The sequence below is a fragment of the Dactylosporangium sp. CA-152071 genome, assembly GCF_050936335.1.
GTDB classification, from domain to species: Bacteria; Actinomycetota; Actinomycetes; order Mycobacteriales; family Micromonosporaceae; genus Dactylosporangium; species Dactylosporangium maewongense.
In genome coordinates this window covers 167,167-184,726 of the sequence record NZ_JBNJMZ010000002.1, presented here as the reverse complement: position 1 = coordinate 184,726, position 17,560 = coordinate 167,167, and the positions used below count along the sequence as shown (strand labels likewise).

General features: G+C 75.1%; 18 protein-coding genes. 9 read left to right on the top strand and 9 right to left on the bottom strand.

Going from position 1 to position 17,560, the window contains the following annotated elements:
* Positions 1–85: 85 nt before the first annotated feature.
* The 5 genes from ACQEVZ_RS40830 to ACQEVZ_RS40810 all read right to left on the bottom strand — a co-directional run bounded on the left by ACQEVZ_RS40830 (position 86) and on the right by ACQEVZ_RS40810 (position 4,556).
* Positions 86–841 (bottom strand): class I SAM-dependent methyltransferase, encoded by a 756-nt coding sequence (locus ACQEVZ_RS40830; protein ID WP_433377593.1) that lies wholly within the window; start codon positions 839–841, stop codon positions 86–88.
* 161 nt (positions 842–1,002) lie between these two features.
* On the bottom strand, positions 1,003–2,208 hold the full coding sequence (locus ACQEVZ_RS40825) for an ABC transporter permease (protein WP_433377590.1): 1,206 nt from the start codon (positions 2,206–2,208) through the stop codon (positions 1,003–1,005).
* Positions 2,205–2,882: an ABC transporter ATP-binding protein gene (locus ACQEVZ_RS40820; protein WP_433377587.1), complete on the bottom strand. Its 678-nt coding sequence runs from the start codon at positions 2,880–2,882 to the stop codon at positions 2,205–2,207. Before ACQEVZ_RS40820 ends, ACQEVZ_RS40825 begins: the two co-directional genes overlap by 4 nt.
* Entirely contained in the window at positions 2,879–3,934 is a 1,056-nt protein-coding gene (locus ACQEVZ_RS40815; protein WP_433377584.1) for a peptidoglycan-binding protein, read from the bottom strand. The genes ACQEVZ_RS40820 and ACQEVZ_RS40815 overlap by 4 nt, the downstream gene beginning before the upstream one ends.
* Positions 3,935–4,016: 82 nt before the next feature.
* Positions 4,017–4,556, bottom strand: a complete 540-nt coding sequence (locus tag ACQEVZ_RS40810; RefSeq protein ID WP_433377581.1) for a hypothetical protein — start codon at positions 4,554–4,556, stop codon at positions 4,017–4,019.
* Between the two features lie 100 nt (positions 4,557–4,656).
* Here ACQEVZ_RS40810 and ACQEVZ_RS40805 point away from each other — a divergent pair, with 100 nt between their 5' ends.
* Both ACQEVZ_RS40805 and ACQEVZ_RS40800 read left to right on the top strand, forming a co-directional pair.
* Positions 4,657–5,307, top strand: coding sequence for a response regulator transcription factor (locus tag ACQEVZ_RS40805; RefSeq protein WP_344507425.1), 651 nt, complete (start codon positions 4,657–4,659; stop codon positions 5,305–5,307).
* Positions 5,304–6,503 carry a sensor histidine kinase gene (locus ACQEVZ_RS40800; RefSeq protein WP_433377577.1) on the top strand — a complete coding sequence of 400 codons (1,200 nt, stop codon included), beginning with the start codon at positions 5,304–5,306 and terminating at the stop codon, positions 6,501–6,503. Before ACQEVZ_RS40805 ends, ACQEVZ_RS40800 begins: the two co-directional genes overlap by 4 nt.
* Positions 6,504–6,566: 63 nt before the next feature.
* Here the strand turns inward: ACQEVZ_RS40800 and ACQEVZ_RS40795 are convergent, their stop codons facing one another.
* Positions 6,567–7,130 (bottom strand): helix-turn-helix domain-containing protein, encoded by a 564-nt coding sequence (locus ACQEVZ_RS40795; protein WP_344507421.1) that lies wholly within the window; start codon positions 7,128–7,130, stop codon positions 6,567–6,569.
* An 81-nt stretch (positions 7,131–7,211) separates the two neighbouring features.
* Positions 7,212–7,940, bottom strand: a complete 729-nt coding sequence (locus tag ACQEVZ_RS40790) for a DUF899 family protein (RefSeq protein ID WP_433377573.1) — start codon at positions 7,938–7,940, stop codon at positions 7,212–7,214.
* 111 nt (positions 7,941–8,051) lie between these two features.
* On the opposite strand from ACQEVZ_RS40790, the gene ACQEVZ_RS40785 reads away from it, so the two are divergent.
* The 7 genes from ACQEVZ_RS40785 to ACQEVZ_RS40755 all read left to right on the top strand — a co-directional run bounded on the left by ACQEVZ_RS40785 (position 8,052) and on the right by ACQEVZ_RS40755 (position 15,515).
* The gene (locus ACQEVZ_RS40785) at positions 8,052–8,711 is read left to right on the top strand and encodes a winged helix-turn-helix transcriptional regulator (protein ID WP_344507417.1); all 660 of its coding nucleotides are present in this window, start codon (positions 8,052–8,054) and stop codon (positions 8,709–8,711) included.
* Complete coding sequence (locus ACQEVZ_RS40780; RefSeq protein WP_433377569.1) at positions 8,708–9,796, top strand: hypothetical protein; 1,089 nt, start codon at positions 8,708–8,710, stop codon at positions 9,794–9,796. Before ACQEVZ_RS40785 ends, ACQEVZ_RS40780 begins: the two co-directional genes overlap by 4 nt.
* 5 nt (positions 9,797–9,801) lie before the next feature.
* Positions 9,802–10,764: a DUF4132 domain-containing protein gene (locus ACQEVZ_RS40775; RefSeq protein WP_433386023.1), complete on the top strand. Its 963-nt coding sequence runs from the start codon at positions 9,802–9,804 to the stop codon at positions 10,762–10,764.
* 14 nt (positions 10,765–10,778) lie between these two features.
* Positions 10,779–11,399 carry a rhomboid family intramembrane serine protease gene (locus ACQEVZ_RS40770; protein WP_433377566.1) on the top strand — a complete coding sequence of 207 codons (621 nt, stop codon included), beginning with the start codon at positions 10,779–10,781 and terminating at the stop codon, positions 11,397–11,399.
* Positions 11,392–13,629 (top strand): Hsp70 family protein, encoded by a 2,238-nt coding sequence (locus ACQEVZ_RS40765; protein WP_433377563.1) that lies wholly within the window; start codon positions 11,392–11,394, stop codon positions 13,627–13,629. The genes ACQEVZ_RS40770 and ACQEVZ_RS40765 overlap by 8 nt, the downstream gene beginning before the upstream one ends.
* A 143-nt stretch (positions 13,630–13,772) precedes the next feature.
* Positions 13,773–14,531: a DNRLRE domain-containing protein gene (locus ACQEVZ_RS40760; RefSeq protein ID WP_433377560.1), complete on the top strand. Its 759-nt coding sequence runs from the start codon at positions 13,773–13,775 to the stop codon at positions 14,529–14,531.
* A 132-nt stretch (positions 14,532–14,663) separates the two neighbouring features.
* On the top strand, positions 14,664–15,515 hold the full coding sequence (locus ACQEVZ_RS40755; protein ID WP_344507409.1) for a ribokinase: 852 nt from the start codon (positions 14,664–14,666) through the stop codon (positions 15,513–15,515).
* Between the two features lie 3 nt (positions 15,516–15,518).
* Here ACQEVZ_RS40755 and ACQEVZ_RS40750 read toward each other — a convergent pair whose 3' ends face one another.
* A complete protein-coding gene (locus ACQEVZ_RS40750) occupies positions 15,519–16,475 on the bottom strand; it encodes a helix-turn-helix domain-containing protein (RefSeq protein ID WP_433377556.1) in 957 nt (318 codons plus the stop codon).
* A 223-nt stretch (positions 16,476–16,698) separates the two neighbouring features.
* Positions 16,699–17,514, bottom strand: coding sequence for a type I methionyl aminopeptidase (gene map / locus ACQEVZ_RS40745; protein WP_433377553.1), 816 nt, complete (start codon positions 17,512–17,514; stop codon positions 16,699–16,701).
* Positions 17,515–17,560: the final 46 nt, after the last annotated feature.

Below are 17,560 nucleotides of genomic sequence, written 5' to 3'. Positions count from 1 at the left end.
CGGATCATCTCCCGTGGTCCGGGCCGCCCTCGTCGGCGGCGCTCATCCCATCTACGAACACGTCCCGCCCGATCCGACAGGTTCCTCAGGAATCTCCGAGGACGAGCAGGTCGCTGTCCATTGTGATGTGGCCCGGGTCGTCCCCGGCGGCGACCGCGCGGTCCAGGGCCGCGAAGCCGAGCCGGGTCTCCTCCTCGGTCAGGTGCTCGAAGGTGGAGATGGCGCGCAGGCGGAGCCGCCGCGCGTAGGCGGCGAGGTCGGTGGCGACCGTCTCGCGGATCCGGTCGAGGCCGAGGACCGTCAGGCCCGCGTCCTCGAAGAGGCCGGTCACCTCGGCGACCGTCGGGAACATGCGCTGCTCGACGTCGCGGGCGCTGGGGAAGAACCGGTGCCAGTACAGGTCGGGCAGGCGGTCGGCGAAGGCGCTGCGGACCAGGACCCGGCCGCCCGGGCGCAGCACCCGGTGGATCTCCGCCGCCGCGCGGGGCCGGTCGACGATGTGGTGGAAGACGAGGAACAGCAGCACGACGTCGCAGGAGTCGTCCGGCAGCGGGATCGCTTCCGCGCTGCCCGCCAGGTACTGCACGCGCGGGTGGGGGGCCGCCTGCTCCCGCATCCGCCCGGACGGCTCGACGCCGTAGACCGGGCCGCCGAAGGTCTCCGCGAGGACCGTGGTGAAGCGGCCCGTGCCCGAGCCCAGGTCCAGCGCCGTCAACGGGTTCGGCGCGCCCGCCCACCTGGCGAACAGCCCGGACCAGAGCTCCGCGGTCCCTTCCGGCAGCGCCCGCCCGGCCGAGTACACCGAATGCTGCCGTACGTCGTAGTCAACCCGCTCCAGCATGGCCACCGTCCTCGAGGTTGCCGGCGGCCTGGGCCGCGACCGTGCCGTCGAGGTGGCAGTGCGGCTCGTGCCGCACCCGGGTGCCCTCCCCGCAGCGATCTGACGATGAGAGTGACCGTACCCGTGCGGCCGGACCCGCCAAACGCGGCCCGAACCGTTGCTCAGGGCGCGGAAAGCGCCTCGGTCGGTGACAGCCGGCTGGCGCGGATCGCCGGGTACAGGCCGGCGATCCCGCCGACGAGCATCGTCGCCGCGACCGCGCCGGCGGTCGCCCACGCCGGGACGACCGAGGGCCACGCCTGGTAGGTGGCGTAGCCGGCGGTGACGGCCACGCCGAGCACCACCCCGCCGAGGCCGCCCATGGTGGACAGCAGCAGCGACTCGACGAGGAACTGGAGGCGGATCTGGCCGCGGGTGGCGCCGAGCGAGCGGCGCAGGCCGATCTCGGCGCGGCGCTCCAGGACGGAGATGACCATCGTGTTGGCCACGCCTACGCCGCCGACCAGGAGGGCCACCGCGCCGAGGCCGAGGAGCAGGCCGTTGAGCGTCGTGTCGGCGGCCCGGCGGGCGGCGAGGACGGCCGACGGCTTGGACACCGCGACCGTGCCGGGCGCCTGCGGGTTGGCGGTCGCGGCCAGGACGCCGTGGACCGCCTCGATCTGGCTGTCGCGGGTCCGCGCGTACACGGTGCTGGCCCGGCCGTCGAAGCCGAACGCGGTGGCGGCGACGTCCCAGCCGATGAGCACCGCCGCGTCCAGCTCGGGGGCGAGCGCGACCGGGCGCAGCACGCCGATCACGGTGAACCGTTCGCCGCCGACCAGGATCTCCACGTCGGGGCTGGCCCGCCCGACGCCGAGCCGCTCCGCGGCCGCCGCGCCCAGCACCGCCGCCGGGTACCGGCCGGTCAGGCCGTTGAGCCAGGTGCCGCCGCGCACCACGGCGCCGACGGTCCGCGGCAGGCTCTCCCGCGCGGCGAGGACGGTGAGGCCGTTGGTCTCCGCCCGGTTGATCCGGTCCGTCCGGTACACCTTGGCTCCGGTGACCTTCCCGGTCGCCGAGACGCCGGTGACCGGGCCGATCCGCGCGATCATCGCCTCGGCCTCGGCGGGCAGCTTCGCCGCGTCGCCCTCGACGGTGCGGCCGGGCGCGACCGTCAGCAGGTTGGTGCCGAGGGCGGCGAGCTGCCGGTCGAGCTGTTCCCGGGACGAGGAGGAGATGCCGACGACCGCGACCATCGCGGCGATGCCGATCGCGATGCCGAGCGCCGACAGCAGCGCCCGGGTGGGCCGGGTGCGCAGGCCGGCCGCGCCGACCCGGACCACGTCCCGCACGTCCATGCGGGCCGGGGCCAGCTGGGCCGCGGTCACGATCCGGCCGCCGGCGCGGAGTCGGCGACGACCAGGCCGTCACGCATGTGGACCTGCCGGTCGAGCGCCGCCGCCACCGAAGCGTCGTGGGTGATGACGACGACCGTGGTGCCGCCGGCGTGCAGCTCCCGCAGCAGCGCCAGGATGCCCCGCCCGGACGCGGTGTCCAGGTTGCCGGTCGGCTCGTCGGCGAGCAGCAGCGCCGGCCCGCCGACCACGGCGCGGGCGATCGCGACCCGTTGCCGCTCGCCGCCGGACAGCTCGTGCGGCTCGTGGTCGAGGCGGTGCCCGAGTCCGACCCGCTCCAGGGTCGCCTCCGCGCGCCGGCGGCGCTCCTTCACCCGTACGCCCGCGTAGAGCAGCCCGTCGGCGACGTTGTCGAGTGCGGGCACCGCGGTGGCGAGGTGGAACTGCTGGAACACGAAGCCGATCCGGCTCGCCCGCAGCGCCGACAGCTGCCGGTCCGACAGCCGCGACACGTCGTGCCCGTCGACGGCGACCGTGCCCGAGGTGGGCCGGTCGAGGGTGCCGAGCATGTGCAGCATCGTCGACTTCCCGGAGCCGGACGGGCCGACCACGGCGACCAGCTCGCCGGCGCCGACGCGCAGCGTGATCCCGGCGAGCGCCCGCACCCCGCCCGGGTACTCCTTGGTGACGCCGGTCAGCTCGATCATCGCGGCATCCCCACGGTCATGCCCTCGCGCAGGCCGTCGCCGGTGACCTCGACCCGGCCGTTGGCGAACAGGGCGGTCTCCACCCGCACGTACCGGGTGCCGGAGCCCTCGACGACCTCGAGGCCGTAGCCGCCCTCGGCGAGCGCGACGAGCGCCGCGACCGGCACGGTCAGCACGTCCTTGTGCTCGGCGGCGGTGAACGTCACGGTGACCACGGCCGCCTCGACGCCGGTCGCGGCCGACGGGTCGCCCAGCGACACGATCGCCTCGATCTTCGTCAGCGGCGGGCCGTCCTGCTGCTCGATCACCGTGTACACCCGCTCGACCCGGCCGGGCACCGTCCGGCCGTCGGGCATCTGGACCTGGACGGCGACGCCCTTACGGGCCAGGCGCTGCTTGGACACGTCGAGCTTGACGGTGATCTCCCGTCCGGTGCCGGTGAACCGCAGCACCTCGTCGCCGCCCCCGGTGGACGCGTTGACGCCGGCGGTGACGGTGTCGACGCGGATCGCCCCGGGCGCGAACAGGACCCGGCCGAGCTCGACCTGCCCGGTCTGCGGCAGGTGGTTCGCCTGCTGCCAGCGGCGTACCGCGGTGGCCGTCGTCGCCGAGTAGCTGTCGTCGACCGTGAACCCGGTGTAGCCGAGCGCCCGCAGGTTCGTCTCCAGCTGCCGGACGTCGGCGCCGACGACACCCGGCGCGAGCGTCCGGTACGCGGCGACCTCCCCGAACAGCAGCACGACCGGCGCGTCGTCCACGCGGTACACCGGCTGGCCGCGGTCGATGACGTCGCCGGCCTGCGGCAGCCGGGTGAGCACGCCCGGGATCCGGCCTGCGAGGGCCGTGGCGGGACCGTAGCCGAGGCTGCCGGGCTCGTCGTCGGTGTCCAGCATCGTCGTGCGGGTCACCTGCGCGGTGGCCGGCGGCAGGTCGGACGCGTCCTGGGTGCCGGTGTCGCCGCCGCCGAACTGGAACCCGGCGAGCCCGACGGCCGCCGCCGTGGCCGCGCCCACGACCCCGGCGACCGCGGCGGCCTGCCCGCGCCGTCTCACCGGGTCACCGCGGGGCTCGGCGTGCAGGACCGGACGTGGTCGTCGCACAGCAGCGGCAGCGACCCGGCCGTCAGCGACCTGCTCATCGGGACGCCGCCGGGGACGGGGTGAACGAGCGGACCTGGTCGTCGCAGAGGCGCTTCGTCTCCTCGTACCGCGGACTCTGGCGGATCGCGTCCGGCACGACCGCCCGTCCGTCGGCGTCCGGGTCGGGGAAGTCGGGGAAGCCGTGCGCCCGCATGCACCGCGAGAACTCCCGGGACTTCTCCACCTTCGCCGCCGCCTCCGCCGGCGGGAGCTGCGGCAGCAGCGGCGCGCACGCCGCCTCCGCGGCCACCAGCTTGTCGTTGCCGACGGCGGCCTTGTCGACCGGGCCCATCCGGATGCTCGACGCGCTGACCTCCGGGTCGCCGAGCGGGACGCCGTGCTCGCGCATGCACCGCGTGTAGGCGATCGCCTGCTCCTGCAGGCTGCCGGTCGCGGTCGTGCTTGGCCTGGACGTGCCGTCGACCGTGGCGACACCGTCGTCGCTGCCGGCGCCTGGGTGGGCTCCTGTGCAGGCGCCGGCGCAGGCGGCGAGCAGGAGCGGCAGCACGGCCCGGGCGAGGAGTCTCGTTCTCATGGCGGCCAGTGCAGCAGCGGACCGGCAACGCGGGCGTCACAGCGTCTGTAACGCTGGTGTTATCCCCGCCCACCGACAATGGCAGGGAAAGGACGGTCCGGTGCGGGTGCTGCTGATCGAGGACGAGGCGCTGCTGGCCGAGCAGGTCGCCGACGGGCTGCGCGACCACGGCATGGCGGTGGACGTGGCCGGCGACGGGCTGGACGGGCTGCACAAGGCCGGCGCCAACCGGTATGACGTGGTGGTCCTCGACCGGGACCTGCCGCTGCTGCACGGCGACCAGGTCTGCACGGCGCTCGCCGCGGGCGGCAGCGACGCGCGGGTGCTGATGCTCACCGCCGCGGGTGAGGCGGCGGACCGGGTCGCCGGCCTGATCCTGGGCGCCGACGACTACCTGCCGAAGCCGTTCGTCTTCGACGAGCTGGTGCTGCGGATCCGGGCGCTGGCGCGGCGGGCCAACAACGCGCCGCGGGTGCTGCAACGCGCCGACCTCACGTTCGACACCGGCCGGCGGGTCGTGACCCGCGGCGGGCGCATCATCCCGCTCACCACGAAGGAGCTGGCCGTGCTGGAGATCCTGATGTCCGCCGCCGGCGCCGTGGTCAGCGCCGAGGATCTCCTCGAGCGGGCGTGGGACGAGCACGCGGACCCGTTCACCGCGACCGTCCGGGTGACCGTGGCGCGGCTGCGCAAGAAGCTCGGCGACCCGCCGCTGATCGAGACGCTCGTCGGCGCGGGGTACCGGCTGTGAAGGCGCACCGGCCCCGCCGCTCGATCCGGCTGCGGCTCACCCTGGTGTACGCGGTCATGCTGGTCCTCACCTGCGCGGGGCTGCTCGCGCTCAACTACGCGCTGCTGTACAACAGCCTCTACACCAACGTGCACGGCCCGACCGCGGCCGAACTGGCCGTGATCCAGCCACCCACGGACGGCTCGGAGGGGGCCGACAAGTTCGAGGCGGTGAAGCGGGAGCTGGCCGAGACCGAGCGGCTGCGCCGGCGCGAGCTGCTGCACACCGGGGAGATGTCGGTCCTGGCGCTGGCGTTGACGTTCGTCGCCGGGGTCGGCGTCTCGTGGATCGTCACCGGCCGCATGCTCCGGCCGCTGCGCACCCTGACCACCACGACCCGGCGGATCTCGCAGGACCACCTGCACGAGCGGGTCGCGCTGGCCGGTCCGGACGACGAGCTCAAGGAGCTGGCCGACACCTTCGACGCGATGGTGACCAGGCTGGAGGGGTCGTTCAACAGCCAGCGGAGGTTCGTCGCCGACGCCTCGCACGAGCTGCGGACCCCCCTCGCCATCGTCCGGACGGGCGCGGAGGTCCTGCTCGCCAAGCGGCAGAGCACGCCCGAGCAGTGGCAGGCGATGGCGACCCGCGTGCTCACCGCGACCGGCCGGGCCGAGCGGCTGCTGGACGGCCTGCTGGCCCTGGCCCGCAGCGACAGTGGTGCCGTCACCCGCGAGCCGCACGACCTGGCGCTCGCCGCGGCCACCGCGCTCGGCGACGCGGACCCCGAGGCCGTGGCCGCCGACCTGACCGTCACCACCGACCTGCGCCCGGCGTCCGCGCTCGGCGACCCGGCCCTGCTCGACCAGCTGGTGCGCAACCTGGTGGACAACGCGGTCCGGCACAACGTCCCCGGCGGCTGGGTCGACGTGACGACCGGCGGCCCCCGCGGCCCCGGCGGCCCGGCGGTCGTGGTGGTCCGCAACAGCGGCCCGGCCATCCCGCCGGCGGAGGTCGACCGCCTGTTCGAGCCGTTTCAGCGGCTGTCCGCCGACCGCCCGGCGGGCGGCCGCTCCACCGGCCTGGGCCTCGCCATCGTCCGGTCGATCGTCCGCGCCCACGGCGGCACGGTCGTCGCCGAGCCGCAGGACGCCGGCGGCCTGACGGTCACCGTCACCCTGCCACCGCCGCCCCCACCGGCCGACACCCCGCCGTGACCGGGCCACCGGCGGGTGCCCCGGTGTGGCAGGAACGCCTGAGCGGCCGGGACCGGGCGCGGGTCAGGCACGGTCCGCGGGGTCTTCCTTCGGGTAGCAGGCGACCGCCAGGCGGAACCCGTCGCCTTCGGCGCCGCCGTAGCGGGTGAACAGGTCCTGCAGCGTCTGCTGCAGCTCCTCGAGGAACGCCTTGCGCTGCTCCGGGCGCACCTTGATCTCGCCCGACACGCCGATCGACGGCAGGTCCGGACGGGTGAGGTCGAGCGCGGCGATGTCCGCCTGCACCTCCTCCATCAGGTCGACCAGGTGGCCGAGGCTGAGCAGGTCGCGGGCCTGGCGCAGCCCGATCCGGCCGACCAGGCCCGGGGACAGCCAGTAGGACCGGCCGGCCGCCTGGTAGATCCCCTCGTGGATCCCGCGCACCCGGCGCTCGGCGACCTGACTGACCAGGCCGGCCTCCACCAGGCGCTTCACGTGGTAGTAGACCCGCTGCGGGGTCTGGTCGAGCTCGACCGCGACCTCGGTGCAGGACCGGGGCTCGGCGAGCCGCCGCAGCACGTCGATCCGCTGCGGCTTGAGCAGGGCCTCAGCCTGCTCGATCTGGTCGAGGTAGACGACGTCTCTCATGACAAGCCAAGTCTTTACGTACAAGATTTTTTTGTCAATAGGTACGCCGGAGGAACCCGGCATCCTCCACGGACGCCGGGCTCAGTGGCAGTGCGGCTCCTGCCGGTCGCCGACCGGGGTCACGGACGGCCTGGTCCACTGGGGCACGGGCCGGCCGTCGCGGCGCCACCTGGTGTACGTCGGCTCCTGGGGCCAGCCGTCCGGGGACGACTCCCAGACCTCCTGGCGGCCGTAGGCGGTCATGTCGAGCAGCTTGTGCGAGCCCATGATGGCCTCGACGCCGCGCCCGGTGGTCTCGTACGTGAGGAAGAACCGGTCGCCCTGGCGCAGGTAGCAGGCGATGACGCCACCACCGGCGTAGGCGGGGTCGTCGATGCCGTAGGTCGAATACCAGCGGTGGGTGTAGCCCATGAACTCCCGGAACGGGGCCATCTGGTAATACGGGCCCTCGCCGAAGACGGCGAACGAGATGCCGCGCTCCTCCAGGTAGGCGGCGTCGTGGAAGTCCCAGATGGACGCGGTGCAGCCCTCGCACTGGTCCTCGAACGGCTTGTCCAGGTGCCACATGTGCTTGTAGACGACCAGCTGGTCGCGGCCGGCGAAGATGTCGGCGAGCGGGGTCGGGCCGCCGGCCCCGACCAGGGAGGTCGGCGTGACCTCGGTCATCGGCAGGCGGCGGCGCGCCGCGGCGATCGCGTCGCCCTCGCGGGTGTGGGCCTTCTCGCGGGCCAACAGGCCTTCCCGCTCGCGCAGCCAGGTCGCGCGGTCCACGACCGCCGGGGTGGGCGTCACATCATGGGAAGCGGTCATGTCCAGTATCCTAAACATAGTCGAACCTATGTTCACCAGAGTGAGCCGGGATGAGCCAGAGTGTTCCGGAGCGATCCAGGGTGAGCCGGAGCGGGGAGGGGTGAGGCGCGCGTGCCGGTCAGGCAGGGCTACGGCGACCACGGCGACGCGTGCCGCGCCGCGAACGCGCTCGACCTCGTCGGCGACCGGTGGACGCTCATCATCGTGCGGGAGCTGATCCTCGGCCCGAAGCGCTTCGGGGACCTGCAGGACGCGGTCCGCGGCATCACCCCCGCCGTCCTCACCGAGCGGCTGCGGTCGCTGTGCCAGGCCGGCATCGTCGACCACGTCGTGCTGCCCGACCTCGCCCGCACCCGGGCGTATGTCGCCACCGCGTGGGGCCGCGACCTCGAGGGCGTCCTGGCGGCCCTCGGCCGCTGGTATTCCGCCGGCCCCGACCCGGCCACGACCGGCGGCATGACGCCCGACGCGGTCGTCCTCGCGATGCGGACGATGGCCCCGGAGGCGCCGGGCGAGGTGCCGGCCGTCGTGCTGCGCCTCCACGACGCCCGGCGCGCCCACCCGCCCGTCCGTGTCTTCCACACCGTGGCCGAGGGCGGCGCCGTACACGTGAGGACCGGCGAGATCCGGGACCCCGCCGCGACCGTGACGGCCGACTCGACCGCGTGGACCCACATCCTCTTCGAGGGCCTCGGCCTCGACGCCGTGGACATCGACGGAGACCAGGGTGCCGTCGCCCGGCTCGTCGGCCTCTACACTCCACCGGCGTGACCCTCGGCCCCTACGCGCAACGGCTGCTCCAGGCCATGACGGGGCCCGCCCCGGACGACCCGCGGTTCACCGGCGAGCCCCCGGACCTGAGCCGCGTCGGCGACGAGGAGCTCGGCGCCCTGTTCGTGGCGGCGTGGCAGGTGGCCGCGGAGACAACACAAGGGGCAACACAAGGGGCGACGCAGGAGACGGCACCGGCGGCGGTCACGGCCGCCGGTGCGGTGCGGCTCGCGGTCCAGGAGCGTTCGCCGGCGTTCACCCCGGCCGTATGCGCCGACCTGTTCCACACCATCGCGGAGCGCGGGTTCAGCCCCGGCGTGGCGGTGGCCGCGGTGCTGCGCTGCACCGGCCCGCTCCCGCCCGATCTCGCCGCACCGGCGGCGGTGCTGGCCCGCGACGCCCGGGGGTTCGGACGGCTCGTGCTGGCCGCTCTGGCCGGGCCCGCCGTCGACGCGGCCGTCAGCGCCGGGGTCCGGGCGGACCTGGCCGGCGACCCGCTCGCGGCCGCCGAGGTCGAGGAGGTGCTCGCGCTGGACGTGGCGGGGCGGGCGGTGGTGGCCGAAGCCGACCGGCACCGGGACGTGGGCGGGGTGGCGGCGCTGCCCGACATCATCGACCGGCTCGCCGGCCTCCCCGGGTACGTGCCGTTCGCCCGCATCGCGCTGGAGACCGCCGGCGCGCGCATCGCCGACATCCACAGTGGACGGACCGCGTACGCGGCGGACAAGGCGTTCACGCCCTCGAGGTCGACGTGCTCTGGCGGGCGTGCCAGGTGGCGCTGCTGCGGGACGAGCCTTGGGTGGGCGAGGTGCTGCAGCGGCTGCTGCCCGGCGCCGTGGTGGCGCCGACCTCGGCGAGGACCGCACCGTCCCAGGCGGCCGGCCACGCCCTCGCCCAGGCGGTGGCGGCCTGGCCGACGCCGGAGTCGGTGGCGGCGCTGCGGGCGGCCCGCACCGCGGCCCGCCACGCCGGTCTCGTCAAGAAGCTCGACCGGCTGGTGCCCGTCGCGGAGCAGGGCCTCGCCCGGCAGCCCGCGATCGCGCTGCGCCTGCCCGCCGGCGCCGCCCCGACCCGGGCCCAGCTGACGACGATGACCCATGCCCTCGAGGGCGGGTACCTCGGCGACGTCAGCTTCCCGTGGGAGCGGTGGCACGCCGACGTGCCCGGCGACCTCGCCGCGCGGCTGATCTGGGAGGCCGAGACCGCGCCCGGCCGGTGGGAGGCGGCCCTCGGCGCGCCGCCGCGGGGCGGGCGGGTGCGGCTGTGGCACCCGGCGCGGGCCGGCGCGGCGGACCGGGCCGCCTGGCGGGACACGGTCTTCGAGCGGCGGTTGACGCAGCCGGTCCGGCAGGCGTTCCGCGAGCACTACCCGGCCGGCGACGGCACCGCGACCGACATGTTCGGCGGGTACGCGGTGGCGATCCGGCCGCTGCTCGGCGTGGCGGTGCGCGACGGCTGGCGCGGCGAGCACGGCGCCGGGCTGCTCCGCCGCGACCTGGGCCGGTGGCGGGTGGCGTTCACCGTCGACGGCCCGCTGCACCGCGGCGCGTCCGGGTTCGGCTTCACCGGCGCGCTGCACCTCCAGCACCGCGACGGCGGCCAGTGGTGCCCGGCCCGGTTCACCGACGCGCCGCCGGTGCTCGTGTCGGAGGCGCTGCGCAGCGTGGACCTGCTCGTCAGCGTGGCCGCGTTCGGTCTCGACGACGACCCGCAGCTGCGCGACGACGCCCGCTGGCAGGCGCTCACCCGGCTCGCCGACCGGCCGCTCGGCGAGACGGACCGGGAGCTGCCGGAAGGGCGTGACAGCTGCCGGATGCGCCGCGCGGCGCTGCGCCGGATCCTCGCCGGCTTCGACGGCGTGTCGTTCGGCGACCGGCACGTCCACGTCGGCCCCTACGCCGTGCACCTCGCCACCGCCCGCGTCACCCGCGACGGCGACCCGGTCACCACCGACGTGCGGCACCGGGTCCCCGCCTCGGCGGTGCCGTGGCTGCCGTACGACGAACACCTGCTGGAACGCGTCGCCCACACGGTCGTCGCGCTCGCCTACTGATTCGGGGTGCCCGGATGGCGGTCCTCTACGTCGCGCTGCTCGTCACCGCCGGGTGGGCCGTGGCGGGACTGCCGCGCCCGGCCGGGCCCGCGAAGGTGCCGGTGGCGACGCTGGTCTCGGTGGCGGTCGTCGCGGTCGTGTCGGGGCTGCAGCTGACGGTGGCGCCGGGGCTGTTCGAGGCGCTGCGGCGGGACCGGGCGGCGATCGCGGACGGGCAGGTGTGGCGGCTCGTCAGCTCGTTCGTCGTGCAGGACAGCGGCTGGACCGGCACCGTCTTCAACCTGGTCACGCTGGCCGTCCTCGGCACGCTCGCCGAGCGCCGCTGGGGCGCGGCGCGGTGGCTCGTGCTCGCCGGCACGGTGCAGGTGCTCGGCGGGCTGTGGGGGCTCGTCGTCCTGCCGGTCGGCGCGGGCAGCTCGCTGGTCGACTTCGGCCTCGCCGCGTCCCTCGCCGCGGCGGCGCTGGTGCTCGGCACGTCGGTCCAGGTCCGGGTGCTGGGGACGGTGAGCCTCGTCGCGGCGCTCGTGCTGCTCGTCCTCGGCGACGTCCACGGCGGGGCCGCGACGCTGGGCGCGGCGGCGGGTGTGACGCTCGCCGTCCAGCAACGGCGGTCGATAGGCTCGGTGCATGTCTGACGGGGAGACGCTCGGCATCGACTTCGGCACGTCGCACACCGTCGCCGCCCTCGCCCGGGCCGACCCGCACCGCGCCGTCGAGCTGCTGCTCTTCGACGCCTCGCCGCTACTGCCGTCCGGGGTGCACGCCGAGGGCGGCGAGCTCCTCGTCGGGCGCGACGCGCAGCGCGGCGCGCGGCTCGACCCGTCGGCCTACGAGCCGCACCCGAAGCGCCGCGTCGACGACGGTGCGCTCCTGCTCGGCGGCGCCGAGGTGCCCGTCCGTGACGCGATCGCCGCGGTGCTGCGGCGGGCCGGGGGTGAGGCCGCCCGTACCCTCGGCGGCGCGACACCGTCAGGGCTCGTCCTGACGCACCCGGCCGGTTGGGGGCCGCGGCGGCGGCAGCTCCTCGTCGACGCGGCCGCGGCGGCCGGCCTGCCCGCACCGCGGCTGGTGCCGGAGCCGGTCGCGGCCGCCGTCTCGTTCACCACGGTGCTCGGCCACCGCGTCGACGTCGGCAGCACGGTGGTCGTGTACGACTTCGGCGGCGGCACGTTCGACATCAGCGTCGTGCGGCGCACCGGCGGCGACCCAGGCGGTGATGCATGGGACGTCGTGGCGGCCGACGGCCTCGACGACGTCGGCGGCGTGGACCTCGACGCGGCGGTCGTCGACTGGGTCGGCCGGCAGGTCGCGGACCGCGATCCCGCGCTGTGGCAACGGCTCGCCTCGCCCGGCTCCGCCGCCGACCGGCGGCACCGGGCGACGCTGTGGGAGGACGCGCGGGCCGTGAAGGAGCGGCTGACCCGCGGCAGCAGCGCCGGGCTGAGCGTGCCGCTCTTCGACGTCGACCTGCACCTGACCCGCGACGAGCTCGACACGCTCGTCCGGCCGTGGCTGGAGCGCACCGTCGCGCTGACCACGGCGACGCTGTTCACCAGCGGGGTCACCGCTGACCGGCTCGCCGGGGTGTTCCTCGTCGGCGGGTCGAGCCGGATCCCGCTGGTCGCCACGCTGCTGCACCGGGCGCTGGGGGTGGCGCCGGTGGTGCTGGAGCAGCCCGAGCTCGTCGTCGCCAACGGCAGCGTCCACACCGTGGGCGCCGCACCCACGCCCGCGGTGGCGGCTCCGCTTCCGGTCGATCGCACTGTACGGGCGGCTACCCCTCCCCCGCCTCCACCGCCGGTCGCGCCGGTCGAACCCGCCACCGCCCCGGTCGAAGCTCCCACGGCCGCTCCTGTCGCCGGTCGTGACAGCGTCCCGGCCGGGCCTTCGCCTTCGCCGGAGAAGCCGGTCACGGCGGCGCGGCGGCGGGTCGCGCACCCGGTGCTGCTCACCGCGGCCGGCGTCGCCGTGCTGCTCACCGTGGTGCAGATGGCGCAGTTCCGGACGCTGTTCGGCGACCTCAAGGCCCGCTCGCCCGGCTTCACCGACTTCGGGATCACCGTGGAGGGCGTCGCGTATGCGGCGGCGCTGCCGCTGCTCGCCCTCATCGCCGCCGTCCTGGCGGCACGGGCCCGCTCCTGGCCCTGGGCCGCGGCGCTCACGGCCACCGCGGCCGGCACCGTGCTGCTCCTGCGCGCGACGCGGTTCGTCCACGACGGCGACGGCGGCGTCGAGCGGCACGACCTGCTCGGCTGGCTCCGGGACGCCACCACCGCCGGCGGCGCACCCGGGTCCGCCTTCATCGCCGTGCTGTGCCTGCTCGCCTGCGCCGCACCGGTCGCGTGGTTCGCGGTCCGCGGCGCGGGCCGGCCGGCACCGGACCACGTCCGGCCGGCGCTGCTCGCCACCGCGGTCACCGCCGTCCTGCTCGCGGTCGCCAGCACCGCGACCATGGTCCTGGGCCGCGCCAACCCGGTCCGCGCGAAGTTCTCGCCGTTCACGCCGATCACCGTCATCGACGCGTCCGGACCCGGCCGCAATGTCCACCGCGGCCTGCTCGGCCTGGGCGTCGTGGACTGGCCCGGCAACCACGTCGGCCCGCAACCGTGGCAGATCAGCTGGGTCCTCGCGCTGCTCGCCGGCGCCGCCGCGCTCGCGCTCGCCGTCCGCGCCGGCCGCCAGGCCTGGGCGGTGCTGACCGGCGGCGGACTGCTCGCCTCGGTGGTCGTGGCCGTGCTCGCCGCCGGCACCTACCTCAACAGCCGCCAGCCCCTGCTCGCGGTCCTGCTCCTCGCGGTCACCATGCTCGCCGCCGTCCCGGCGGGCCAGTACGCATTACGCTTCCACGCCGTCGCCCGGACATGACGGCGCAGGGTTCCGTCGAAGTTCGCCGGGACCCTCTTGCTCCGGCGAAGGCATTGACCTACGTTGAGCATCGACATCCACCGGGGGCGATGCGCTGAAGCACGGCCACGCGCCGGTGGCCCAAGCGATCCACGGGGGATTCGATGACGTCTGTCTGGAAGAAGTCTGCCCAGAGCCTGCTCGCGGTGGCGGCTGTTGCCGCGTCTGCGCTCTTCGCGCCCGCCGCGGGCCACGCGGCACCCTCCTGCTCCCCGGTCGCGCCGACCGAGGCGGCGGCCGCCGCGGCCGCGAAGGCCTGCGGGATCACCGTCGAGGCGCTCGACCACCGCTCCGCCACGAGCAGCCTGCAGGTGCAGGCCGACGGCACCGCCGTGCTGTACGTGTCGACGTACGCGTGGACCCAGGTGTCCAGCGGCTACCCGACCACCTCGTTCTGGACGACCAACCGGGACGCCATGCGCTCCGGCCGGGAGTACGGCACCACCCGGGTGTGGCGGTCGTTCGTCCGCTTCGACGGCCTGGCCCCGGTCACCGGCACCCAGATCCTCAACGCGACCGTCACGCTGACGCTCAACCACTCGGCCTCGTGCGCCGCGACGCCGGTCGACCTGTGGAAGACCCAGGACCTGACCGCTCCGGCGACGACCACCTGGGCCAACTCGCTCGGCTACTGGCAGACCAAGGTGGCGTCGGTCTCCACGGCGGCCAACACCACCTGCGGCTCGGCGCCGCACGCGGTCACGTTCAGCGGCGGCGTGACCAACGCCGTCCAGCAGAAGGCCGCCGGAGGCGGCGCCGACATCACGTTCGGCCTGCGCGCCCTGGACGAGAACGACCAGCTGCAGTGGAAGAAGTTCGCGCCGACCGGTGCGTTCCTCGAGATCTGGTACCAGACCGCCTGACGGTGCACTGATCACCCCATCGGTCATCAGTACCGCAGGACGCCGGGCGCTCCTCATGGAGGATGATCGCGGGGTGGGCATCGCAGACACACCTCGCGTCATGAACGTCGCGCGCGGGGACGGCGGGGTCCGATGAGCGTGCTGGTCGTCGGCGCGGTCAACGTCGACCTCGTCGTCCACACGCCGCGGATCGCGCCGCCCGGCGAGACGATCATCGCCACCGGGTCGACGACCGTGGCGGGCGGCAAGGGCGGCAACCAGGCCGTCGCGGTGAGCCGGCTCGGCGGGGCGTGCGCGCTCGTCGCCCGGGTCGGCGCCGGGTTCGACTACGGCAGCCTCGACGGTGTGGACGTGACGCGGGTGCGGCAGGACCCGGCGCCGACCGGACTCGCCATCGTCATGCTCGACGCCAGGGGCGAGAACGCAATCACCGTCGTCCCCGGCGCCAACGCAAACCTGGCACCCGACGACGTCGGCGAGCTCACCGGCGCCGGCGTCGTCCTGGCCAGCCTCGAGGTGCCCCTGGAGACCGTCGCCGAGGCGGGCCGGCGGGCGGCCGCGGCGGGCTGGACGTTCGTGCTCAACCCCGCGCCGACCGGGCCGCTGCCGTCGTCGCTGCTCGCGCAGGTCGACGTCCTGGTGCCCAACGAGCACGAGCTGGCGCTGCTCGGCCCGCCCGAGACCCTGCTGGCCCGGGGCGTCGGCACGGTGGTCGTCACGCTCGGGTCGGCCGGCTGCCGGGTACACCGGCCGGACAGCGTCACCGAGTTCCCTGCCCATCCGGTGCGGGCGGTCGACACCACCGGCGCCGGGGACGCGTTCTGCGGCGCGCTCGCCTGGGCCCTCGACGCGGGCCGCGACCTCGACGACGCCGTCCGGCTCGCCTGCGCCGCCGGCGCCCTCGCGACGCGGGCCGTCGGTGCCCGCGCCAGCCTGCCCACCGCCGCCGAGGTCACCGCGCTGGCCGCGAGCCTGCGAGCGTGACGGCTAGTTCCGGGTGACCGGGAGCGCCATCATCTGGTCGCCGTCGCGGCTGCGGCTGTAGTGCACGGCCTTGCCCTCGCGGGCGCGGACGAGCAGGCCGGCGCCGAGCAGCGCGGCGAGGTGGTAGGACACCGTCGACTTGCTGAGCCGGTGCCGCCGGCTGAGCTCGGTCGTGGAGCGCGGCACGTCCAGGTCGCGCAGGATCGCGGCCCGGTGCGCGCCGAAGAGCTGGACCGGGCCCTGCACCTGGACCGGCGGGGCGGGGGTCGCCCGCAGCGCGTACTGCACGAACGAGTTGGCGGGGTCACCCAGCTGGATGTTCAGTCCCGGCCGGCCGAGCAGCGACGGCACCAGCGGCAGGCCGGTGGCCGACAGGTCCCACGTCTCGCGGAACGCCACCCGCAGGTCGATCGCCGCGCCCGACCAGTGGATCTTCGGGTGGAGCGTGTTGACGGCGTGCCCGATGCCGTGCCGGGCCATGAGCCGCGCGCGCATCGCGACCTCGGCGTCGATGGCGGCACGGACGGTGGAGATCTGCTCCGCGAGGACGGTGTCGTAGAAGTGGCGCAGCGCCCGGGCCGCTCGCCCGGCGAACGTGCCCCGCTGCACCGCGTCGCGCACCTCCCGCGGCAGGTTGCCGGGCAGCATCCGGACGGCGTCGGCGGCCGGCGTCGCACGCACCTGCTCGAGCTGCTGCCGCCAGGCGGCGTCCCAGTCCTGCTCCGGCGGGCTCGGCATCAGCAGGTCCGGGACGTAGTGGCGGTAGGTGCGCAGTACCGCACCGACCAGGGCGACATCGCGGTCCCGCAGCGCGAAGCGGGCCGCTGCGCCCGGGTCGCCGAACTCCCGGTGCCGCTCGCCGCACGCGGCCAGGCGCAGCCACTCCAGGGTCTCCGCGACCGGCGACGGCGTCAGCCGCACGTATGCGAGGCCCGGACCACCGACCGACACCGAGATCACCGTCGAACTCTACCGATTCGCGCCACGCCTGGCACCGTTCGACGAGGTTCGAACGGATTGCGGGCCGCCGCCACGGCGTAGTGCACTGCGTACGGCGCTTCGCCGGGTTCAACGGGGGACCCGGCGACGCACCCTCGCCGGCTGCTCTGGCACCGGCTGGTGGCATCGGGCGTTGGTCGCCCGGCCACGCCGGTCGTCGCGGGATCGGGTGCGCCGCCCCGGGTCAGGCGGCGGTGGCGCCCATCGGCGCGGAGTCTGCCGGGGCGCCGGGGGTGGGGCGGCGGGTGAGGACCTGGGGGCCGGAGGGCGTGACGGCGACGGTGTGCTCGGAGTGGGCGGTGCGGGAGCCGTCGGCGGAGCGGATGGTCCAGCCGTCCTTGTCGTACTTGATCTTGTCGGTGGAGCGGCAGAACCAGGGCTCGATCGCGATGGTGAGGCCGGGCTCGAGCTTGATGCCGCGGCGGGCGCGGCCGACGTTGGCGACGTGCGGGGCCTCGTGCATGGTGCGGCCGATGCCGTGGCCGCCGAACTCGCCGTTGACGCTGTACCCGTAGGAGTGGGCGACCTCGGCGATCGCGGCGGAGATGTCGCCGAGCCGGCCGCCGGGCTGGGCGGCGTTGATGCCCGCCTCCAGGGCGACCTCGGTGGCCTCGATGAGCTTCAGGTCGGCGGGGTCGGGGGTGCCGACGACGAAGGACAGCGCGGAGTCGGCGACCCAGCCGCCGATGCCGACGGCCATGTCGATGCTGAGCAGGTCGCCGTCGCGCAGCACGTAGTCGTGCGGCAGGCCGTGCAGGACGGCGTCGTTGACCGACAGGCACAGCACGTTGCGGAACGGGCCGCTACCGAACGACGGGGCGTAGTCCCAGTAGCAGGACTCGGCGCCGCGCTCCTTGATCCGGCGGCGGGCGTGGTGCTCGACGTCCATCAGGTTCACGCCGACCGCGGCGACGCCGCTCAACTCGGCCAGCAGCTCACCGACGAACTGCCCGGCCACCGCCATCCGGCCGATCTCGTCGGCGGACTTGAGCTCGATCACGACGCCTCTCCCCACTTCCGTGTGCGGTATTTTTATACCACACACG

Coding starts and splice junctions, on each gene's coding strand:
- ACQEVZ_RS40795 (WP_344507421.1), bottom strand. CDS start 7,130: ATGAGAGACGTCGTCTACCTCGACCAGATCGAGCAGGCTGAGGCCCTG.
- ACQEVZ_RS40775 (WP_433386023.1), top strand. CDS start 9,802: ATGACCCATGCCCTCGAGGGCGGGTACCTCGGCGACGTCAGCTTCCCG.
- ACQEVZ_RS40765 (WP_433377563.1), top strand. CDS start 11,392: ATGTCTGACGGGGAGACGCTCGGCATCGACTTCGGCACGTCGCACACC.
- ACQEVZ_RS40810 (WP_433377581.1), bottom strand. CDS start 4,556: ATGAGAACGAGACTCCTCGCCCGGGCCGTGCTGCCGCTCCTGCTCGCC.
- ACQEVZ_RS40830 (WP_433377593.1), bottom strand. CDS start 841: ATGCTGGAGCGGGTTGACTACGACGTACGGCAGCATTCGGTGTACTCG.
- ACQEVZ_RS40770 (WP_433377566.1), top strand. CDS start 10,779: ATGGCGGTCCTCTACGTCGCGCTGCTCGTCACCGCCGGGTGGGCCGTG.
- ACQEVZ_RS40760 (WP_433377560.1), top strand. CDS start 13,773: ATGACGTCTGTCTGGAAGAAGTCTGCCCAGAGCCTGCTCGCGGTGGCG.
- ACQEVZ_RS40820 (WP_433377587.1), bottom strand. CDS start 2,882: ATGATCGAGCTGACCGGCGTCACCAAGGAGTACCCGGGCGGGGTGCGG.
- ACQEVZ_RS40790 (WP_433377573.1), bottom strand. CDS start 7,940: ATGACCGCTTCCCATGATGTGACGCCCACCCCGGCGGTCGTGGACCGC.
- ACQEVZ_RS40755 (WP_344507409.1), top strand. CDS start 14,664: ATGAGCGTGCTGGTCGTCGGCGCGGTCAACGTCGACCTCGTCGTCCAC.